The sequence below is a fragment of the Henriciella sp. genome (genome assembly GCF_049649345.1).
GTDB lineage: Bacteria > Pseudomonadota > Alphaproteobacteria > Caulobacterales > Hyphomonadaceae > Henriciella.
The window spans coordinates 1-4463 of sequence record NZ_JBARZC010000623.1 but is presented as its reverse complement, the minus strand read 5'-3'; the positions used below and the strand labels follow the sequence as shown (position 1 = coordinate 4463).

General features: G+C 60.7%; 4 protein-coding genes and 1 pseudogene. 2 read left to right on the top strand and 3 right to left on the bottom strand.

The genetic code is table 11. The features are described from left to right. Positions 1-698: pseudogene (locus WA989_RS17285) on the top strand (TRAP transporter substrate-binding protein); the annotation flags it as partial. Between the two features lie 45 nt (positions 699-743). On the opposite strand, the gene WA989_RS17280 reads toward WA989_RS17285, so the two are convergent. Both WA989_RS17280 and rlmN read right to left on the bottom strand, forming a co-directional pair. After that, positions 744-1148, bottom strand: coding sequence for a DUF2177 family protein (locus tag WA989_RS17280; RefSeq protein WP_424341720.1), 405 nt, complete (start codon positions 1146-1148; stop codon positions 744-746). A gap of 85 nt (positions 1149-1233) precedes the next feature. After that, positions 1234-2391 carry a 23S rRNA (adenine(2503)-C(2))-methyltransferase RlmN gene (gene rlmN, locus WA989_RS17275; protein WP_424341719.1) on the bottom strand — a complete coding sequence of 386 codons (1158 nt, stop codon included), beginning with the start codon at positions 2389-2391 and terminating at the stop codon, positions 1234-1236. Positions 2392-2493: 102 nt separating this feature from the next. On the opposite strand from rlmN, the gene WA989_RS17270 reads away from it, so the two are divergent. Beyond that, complete coding sequence (locus WA989_RS17270) at positions 2494-4314, top strand: flavin-containing monooxygenase (protein ID WP_424341718.1); 1821 nt, start codon at positions 2494-2496, stop codon at positions 4312-4314. On the opposite strand, the gene WA989_RS17265 is transcribed toward WA989_RS17270, so the two are convergent. Further along, the coding region (locus WA989_RS17265) for a ribosome-binding factor A (RefSeq protein ID WP_424341721.1) at positions 4311-4463 on the bottom strand (153 nt) is incomplete at its 5' end. The two genes, WA989_RS17270 and WA989_RS17265, sit on opposite strands and share 4 nt — an antisense overlap.

Genomic DNA, 4463 nt, shown 5'->3' with positions numbered 1-4463 from the left:
GGCTTGTGCCGTTCGAGCGGGCACCGGCGTTGGCGCGGCGCACAGAAGCCCTGGATGAAGTCACGCTTTATCGCGGTATTCTCGACCTTGAGGCAGATGTCCCGGCAGAGGATATTCCGCTGATCGCTTCGGTGGCGCAGCTTGCCGTGCGGACCGACACCCACCCGGCGATCCAGTCACTGCTTCTGGAGGCATCCGAAGACATCCATTCCGGCAATTCGGCCTTCGCCCCTGCCGGCAGCTTTCCCGATGAGAGCCTGATCGACATGCCGCTGTCTGGCGAGGCTGAGCGCTACTGGAAGAACGGGCCGTCCTTCCTGCGCAATTATTTCTCCTTTCAGGTCGCCAACTTTCTCGACCGCGCCTGGGTCTTCCTCATCCCGCTGATCACATTGCTGATCCCGCTCGTCAGGGTGGCGCCGCCGCTCTATCGCTGGCGGGTGCGCCGCAAAATCTATGTCTGGTATTCAGACCTTCGTGACCTTGAGACACGCGGCCGCCGGGCCGAGAATGATGACGAACGCCGCGAGGTGCTGGAGGAGTTGACCGGGCTTCAGAAAGAGGTCGGGGAGCTCGATGTGCCGCTCTCTTACACTGAGGAAGTCTACCACCTCAGGAGCCACATCACCTTTGTGCGCAACCTTGTGACGGGATTATATGAGCGTCCTCTGGATATGGGATCCACGCGGTCGGCCTAGCTTGCATAGATGCCCGGTTTCTCGCGCGGATGAGGACTGGAGCGGTCAGCTGACGAGGCGCGCGGCCATCGCGCCGCCCGCCGCTGCGATGCCGGACAGTAGGCTTCCCCAGACGATATCGACCGCTGTGAGCAGAGGTGGCCAGCCGCGCGTCGTGGCGAGGTTGGTCAAATCATACGTCATATAGCAGCAGAATCCGAAAGCTGCGCCTTTCAGCGCCGCCCCCCAGAGGCCGGGCGAGCCGAGTTCCGGGACGATGGCGAAATAGGTCAGGCCCGCAATCATCGCGAGATAGAACAGGATCGCCGGGAGCAGCTTTACCTGTTCGGCTCTGAGATCGCCAAGCTGACTGTTGTAGAAGCCTTTGGCGAGCCATCCGAGCCAGATGAGGTCGACGATGGCGAAGACGAGTCCGGCACCGATATAGGCTGTGAGGTAAGTCTTGATCATCGGCAATCAGTCCCGCCCGAAATCTGGGCCGTCGGGCTCTACGGCAGTGAGCGACCAACGCGATCAGGCGATGGCGGTTCCTGGTCTAGCCCTGTTCGGCAAGCGCCTCGCGGCGCTTTTCAGCCGCAGATTTCTTGACGCTTTCAGAGCGCAGCTGGCCGCAAGCCGCGAATATGTCCCGGCCGCGCGGGGTGCGGATCGGAGACGCATAGCCCGCCCGGTTCACAACTTCGGCAAACGCCTCGATCGTATCCCAGTCCGAGCACTCATAAGGGCTGCCCGGCCACGGGTTGAACGGGATCAGATTGATCTTGGCCGGCACGCCGCGCAGCAGTTTGACGAGATCGCGCGCTTCGGCGAGCGAGTCGTTGACGCCCTTCAACATCACGTATTCGAACGTCACGCGCTTGGAATTGCCAAGGTCAGGATAGGCGCGGATGGCGTCGAAAAGCGTTTTCAGATCATACTTGTGATTGATCGGGACGATCTCGTCGCGCAGATCGTCGCGCACGGCGTGCAGCGAGATGGCCAGCATGGCACCGGTGCGCTCACCCAGTTCCGGGATTTTTGGCGCGACGCCTGCGGTCGACACAGTGATCCGCCGGCGGCCAAGCGCGATGCCATCACCATCCGAGATGGTGTCGATGGCTTCGGCGACATTATCGAGATTATAGAGCGGCTCGCCCATGCCCATGAAGACGATATTGGTGAGCTTGCGGTTCTCCATGGAGGAGGGCCATTCGGCCAGCTCGTCTCGGGCAATCAGGATTTGGGCCACGATTTCCTGCGCCGTCAGATTGCGGACCAGCTTCTGCGTGCCCGTATGGCAGAAGGTGCAGTTCAGCGTGCAGCCGACCTGGCTTGAGACGCAGAGCGCGCCGGAGCGGCCAACATCCGGAATGTAGACGCTTTCGCCTTCGACGCCCGGCTGGAAGCGCGTCAGCCACTTCTGCGTGCCGTCGACGGAGACCTTGTGTTCTGTGATCTCGGGGCGCGTCAGGACGTATTTCTCGGCCAGCTCGGCGCGGAGCTCCTTGGCGATGTCGGTCATGCCGGCAAAGTCCTGCACGCCGAAATGATGGATCCAGCGGCGCAGCTGCTTGGCGCGCATTCCAGCCTTCTTCGGCTCCAGACCGAGCGCTTCCATCTCCGCCTTCAGGGCAGGAACAGACATTCCCGCCAGAGATTTCGGCGCAGAATCGCTTGCCTTGACGCGGCGTGAAAGGTCCAGATCATATTTCATTGCGCTGCACATAGCATGTCCTGGTCAAGAATCTAAGAAATCAGAGACAGGTTGTCTGCGCGTTGAAACAAGAAGGCCAAAAGGGCTTCGCGGGAGGAAAACATGGCAGACGGTACACAGGGCAAAATCGATTTCGATCCGGACGGCTTGCGCGAAAAGTATCGCGCCGAGCGCGACAAACGCCTGCGCGGCGACGGCAATGAGCAGTACCTCGAGGTGCAGGGAGAATATGCCGGCTATGTCGAGGACCCGTATATTGACGAAAAGATCGACCGCGCGCCGTTGAGCGATGAGGTGGACGTTATCGTTGTCGGCGGCGGGTTCGGCGGGCTGCTCGCCGGGGCGCGGCTGCGCGAAGCCGGGCTGAAAAACATCCGCATGGTCGAGAAAGGCGGCGATTATGGCGGCACGTGGTACTGGAACCGCTATCCCGGCGCGGCCTGCGACATTGAGAGCTATATCTACCTGCCGCTGCTCGAAGAGACCGGCTACATGCCGGTTGAGAAATATTCCCGCGCCAAGGAAATCCTCGAACACAGCCAGCGCATCGGCCGGCACTACGACCTCTATGATGATGTCCTCTTCCAGACTGAAATCACCGAGATGCACTGGGATGAAGAGGCCCGGCGCTGGACGGTGAAGACCAATCGCGGCGATGCCATGAAGGCCCGCTTCGTGATCATGTCGAACGGTCCTTTGCATCGCCCGAAATTGCCGGGCATTCCGGGGATCCAGACCTTCAAGGGCCACACCTTCCACACCAGCCGCTGGGATTACGAGTATACCGGCGGCAGCCCGGAAGGCGGGCTCGACAAGCTGAAAGACAAGCGCGTCGACATCATCGGCACCGGCGCAACGGCGGTCCAGTGCGTGCCGCATCTGGGGGCCGGTGCAAAGGAACTCTTTGTCTTTCAGAGAACGCCAAGCTCGATCGATGTGCGCGACAACAAGCCGACCGATCCCGATTGGGCAAAATCACTTGAGCCTGGCTGGCAGAAGAAGCGGATGGATAATTTCAACATTCTTGTCTCGGGCGGTTATCAGGCCGAAGACCTCGTCAAGGATGGCTGGACCGACATTATCCGCAACCTCCTCTTCATCGCGGCCGACCAGAACGGCGAAGAGATGTCGCCCGAGAAACTTCAGCAGATCGCGGAGCTTGCTGACTTCAAGAAGATGGAATCCATCCGCGCACGCGTCGATGAAGTGATCGCCGACCGCGACGCGGCCGAGGCGCTGAAGCCCTGGTATCGGCAGTTCTGCAAGCGGCCCTGCTTCCATGACGATTATCTTGCCACATTCAACCGCGAGACGGTGAGCCTGGTCGATACGAACGGACAGGGCGTGGAGCGCATTACAGAGAACGGCGTCGTCGTCGATGGCAAGGAATATGAGCTCGATTGCCTGATCTATGCGACGGGCTTCGAGGTCGGCACCAGCTATACGCGCCGGTCCGGCTATGAGCTTTATGGGCGCGGCGGCAAGGCCCTGTCAGACGCCTGGGAGGACGGCGTTGAAAGCCTGCACGGCATATTCGTGCGCGACTTTCCCAACGTCTTCGTCATGGGCGGGGCGCAGGCGGCCTTTACGGCCAACTATCCTCACCAGCTCGATGAGCAGGCCGTGCATCTGTCCTACCTCCTGTCGCGCGCGCTGGACGAAGGCATCGTCCAGATAGAGCCGACAGAAGAAGCCCAATCGGATTGGGTCAGCACGATTATCGAGAAAGCGCAGATGCGAGAGCAATTCCTCGCTGAGTGCACGCCGGGCTATTACAATAATGAAGGCCAGATCGCTGCCCGCGCGCGGCAGAATTCCTTCTATGGTGGCGGCTCGATGGAGTATTTCGGCCTGCTGAAAGACTGGCGCGAGGACGGCTCCATGCCGGGCCTCGACATCAAGCGCGAGGCGGTTTCGGCCTAGTCGAGATCGCGGCGCACTTCCGGGCGGTCGAAGATCGCCTCCATATAGGCGCCTTTGTCGTAGGAATGGTCGGCGATGAAATGCAGCTGCGGGGTGAATTTCATCTCGATCTGCTTGCCAAGCCGGCCGCGGATGAAAGCGGAGGCGCG